The sequence below is a fragment of the Curvibacter sp. GW821-FHT09D12 genome (assembly GCF_059416245.1).
In genome coordinates this window covers 1-3,877 of sequence record NZ_JBWKOU010000051.1, presented here as the reverse complement: position 1 = coordinate 3,877, position 3,877 = coordinate 1, and the positions used below count along the sequence as shown (strand labels likewise).

Below are 3,877 nucleotides of genomic sequence, written 5' to 3'. Positions count from 1 at the left end.
TCACCGGCGCCAACAACGTCAATGGCAACTCCACCGGCTTTGACATCGGCCTGCGCCTGGCGTTCTGACCCCTGGCCAGCACCGAAGGTGCTGTTGACCGCCCTTCGAGGGCGGCTGGCAGCTTCATTCATTCCATCCAAGGTTTGAGCCTCGCCATCGGCGGGGCTCTTTTTTTGGCGTCTTTTCACCCCTCATCTCAGCACATGCCTGGCTGGCTTGAAAGTTCAAATACGGCTAATCTTGGCGAAGCCGCATGCCTCAGCGTCGGACGAAGATCCGGACTGATCCATGCATCCCACCAATCAACGCCTTAAGGGAGGTGTTACATGTCGCCCCGATTGCCCCATGTGAATGGCCCTGGACCGGGCCCCGAAGCATGCTGCGTTTGACCATGGCCCCTCACCCTGAACTGCAAGGGGGGTTCAATGCCAAGGTATTGCTGGCCTTTGCCGCTGCCGCCCTGGTGGTCACCGCCCTCTTGGGACTGACCTGGAAGTTGGCCCGTGATGCGGCCATTGCCACCCAGAGCGTGCACCACACCCAGGAGGTGCTGAATTCGCTGGCCATCACCCGTGGCGACATGCTGCAGGTCGAGCTGAGCACGCAGAACTTCCGAATGACGGGCGACAACAGCTATCTGCTTGAGAGAGAAAAGGCCTCCCGCTCACGCGAAGCGGCCCTGGGCAGCCTGGCCCAACTCACCACCGACAACCCCGAACAACAGAACCGCTGGCAGCAACTGCGCGAGGTGGTGGACCAGCGCATCGCCATTGCCCGCCAGGTCGAGTTGCTGCGCAAGACCCAGGGCGTCGAGGCGGCCACGGCCTATGTGGCCCAGGCGCCCTTGCGCGAAACCCGAGACAAGGTCTATGGTCTGCTGGACCAGATGCGCGACGAAGAACTGCGCCTGCTCAGTGCCCGGGACACCGAGCAACTGCGCAGCCGCCAATGGCTGTTGGGCGGGGGCTTGCTGGTATCGGCCCTGCTGTTGGGCTTGCTGGCGGCCACCTACAAATTGATCCAGCGTCAGTTGCAACAGCTGGCGCGCAATCGCGAGGCCCTGGCAGAGCGCGAGGAAGACCTGGCCATCACCCTTCGGTCCATCGGTGACGGTGTTCTGGCCACCGATCTCAAGGGCTGCATCACGCGCCTCAACCCCGTGGCAGAGCGACTGACCGGGTGGAGCGAAGCCGAGGCCCGCGGTCGCCCGGCCGAAGAGGTGTTCGTGATCGTCCACGAGAGCACCCGTGCGTCTGTCGAGGTGCCGATTGTCCGCGTGCTACAGACCGGCCAGCAACAGGATCTGGCCAACCACACCAGCCTGATCGCCCGTGATGGCAGCGAATGCCCCATTGCCGACAGCGCGGCACCGATCCGCGATGCCGCGGGCAAGATGCGCGGCACGGTGCTGGTGTTTCGCGACGTGACCCAACAGTACAAGGCCGAATTGCAGATCGAACGCCAGAACGCCTTGCTGGAACAGCATGTGCGGGAGCGAACCCAGCAATTGCATGAAAGCGAAGAACACCTGCGCAGCGTGATGGCGGCGGTCCCCGCCTTGATCGGCTATGTCGACGCCCAGCAACGCTACGTGTATGTCAACGATCTATACCGGCGCCGGTTCGCACCCGAGCGGGCCGACATCACCGGATGCAGCGTGATCGAGATCCTGGGCCCGGATCGCTATGCCATCGCCGCACCCATGATTCAAAAGGCGCTGCAAGGCCAGGCACAGAGTTTTGACTGGCAGCCTGAACCCGACCTGTGGCACGCGGTGAATTATTTCCCGAAGCGCGACGAGCAGGGCCATGTGCTGGGCTATTACCTGCTGGGCAGCGACATCACCGAGCGCAAACGCAGCGAGGCCGCCATCCAGGACCTGAACGCCGAGTTGGCCCAACGCGTGCAAGAGTTGGAGCACCTGGGCCGGGCACTGCGCACCCTGAGCGCCGTCAACCGGACCATGCTGCGCGCCAATACGGAGGACGAGTTGCTGCAACACATGTGCCAAGCGATCGTCAGCACCGGCGGCTATGGCATGGCCGCCGTGTGGTATCGGCTCGACGACGCAGCCCAGACCTTGAAGCTGATGGCCCAAAGCGGCAACCAGCATGGCCTCGAATTCCTGAGCCGTCTGCCCCTGACCTGGGCCGATACCGAAAATGGGCAGGGGGCCACGGCCCAATCGGTGCGAACCGGCCAGACCACCGTGATCGCCAATGTGCTGGATAGCCCGGGCTACGTGCCCTGGCTGGAGTACCTGGACGGCAACCGATCCGCCCTGGCCTGCCCCTTGCGCGTCGGCCAGAAGGTCATTGGGGCACTGGCGCTCTATGACCGTGAACCCAACACCTTCAACCCCGACGAGGTGAGGTTGCTCAGTGAATCGGCCGACGATCTGGCCTTTGGCATCGCCACGCTGCGCAGCCAGGTCGAGCAGGCGCAGATCGAACAGGCCATGCAGCACCTGACCCGCCACGATGCCCTGACAGGCCTGCCCAACGAGACCCAGTTCACCGAAAGCCTCAGCATGGCGCTGGCGTTGGCGGAGCATCAGGGCCCGTCCAAGTTTGCGGTCTTGCAGATCAACATCGAGCGCATCGGCGAAATCAACGACGCCCTTGGCTTCAGTTTTGGCGATCAGCTGTTGTGCGAATTCGGCCAGAGACTGAGTCAGAGTGTGCCGCCTGACGCCAGTGTGGCCCGCCTGCGCGGCGACGAATTCGCCATCCTGCTGCCCGATGGCAATGCCCAGGCCGCGCTGGCTCAGGTGGAGCGACTGAACGCCGCCCTGACCCGACCCATGCCCCTGGACGACATCGAGATCGACATTTCGGCCCGCACCGGCATCGCGCTGTACCCCCAACACGGGACGACCCCGCACGATCTGTATCGGCACATGGACATTGCCTTGCAGATGGCGCGCAAGAAAGGGCTGCGGCAGGTGATCTTCGACCCGGCCAAAGGCGCCCGGCAGCCGCATCAGCTCAATTTGGCCGGCCAACTTCGCCGCGCCATCGAGGGCGGCGATCTGCTGCTGCACTTGCAGCCCAAGATCGACATGCGCAGTGGCGCCGTCTGCGGCGCCGAAGGCCTGGTGCGTTGGCAGCACAGCCAGCGCGGCCTGGTGCCCCCCATGGAGTTCATCGGCCTGGCCGAGCAGACCGGCCTGATCACCCCCCTGACCGATTGGGTGATCGAGGCCGCTCTGCGCCTGAACCACCACTGGGCCCTGCAGGGTTGCGCGGTGCCCATCGCCGTCAACCTGTCGGCCCGCAATCTGCGCGATGAGAACCTGCTGACACGGCTGCGCCATCTGCGCAGCACCTGGAACGGTGCGCCCCACCTGCTGGAGATGGAAATCACCGAATCCGCGGTGATGGAAGACGCCGAGTACGCGCTGGGCGTCTTGCAAAGCCTGCGTGCCGAGGGCATTGCCCTGTACATCGATGACTTTGGCACCGGCTATTCAGCGCTCAGTTACCTGCAGAAGCTGCCGGTCGACTACATCAAGATCGACCAGTCTTTTGTGCGCGACATGTGCAACAACAAGGATTCGGCCGCCATCGTGCGCTCGACCATCGATCTGGTGCACGACCTGGGCCGCAAGACTGTGGCCGAGGGCGTCGAAACCCAGGCCCACTGGGACCAACTGGCCAGCCTGGGTTGCGATTTTGCGCAGGGCTACCTCATGGCCCGGCCGATGCCGCCGGAAGCCTTTCAGGCCTGGCGGCAGGCCCATGAAGCTACCCATCAGGCCAAGAACCCACACCCCAAGGATTGAAACGCCACCTCGCCCCCCCCCCCGCGTCAGAATAGTTGTCGCATCCTTAAAACAGAAGAAACTAGGGGGTGTGGACGATGAGAGAACGACGTG

At 63.7% G+C, this 3,877-nt stretch carries 1 protein-coding gene; it reads left to right on the top strand.

All coding sequences use genetic code 11. The features are described 5' to 3' along the window. Positions 1-376: 376 nt before the first annotated feature. On the top strand, positions 377-3,784 hold the full coding sequence (locus AC07PT_RS30370) for an EAL domain-containing protein (RefSeq protein ID WP_494659179.1): 3,408 nt from the start codon (positions 377-379) through the stop codon (positions 3,782-3,784). Positions 3,785-3,877: the final 93 nt, after the last annotated feature.

Coding starts and splice junctions, on each gene's coding strand:
- AC07PT_RS30370 (WP_494659179.1), top strand. CDS start 377: ATGCTGCGTTTGACCATGGCCCCTCACCCTGAACTGCAAGGGGGGTTC.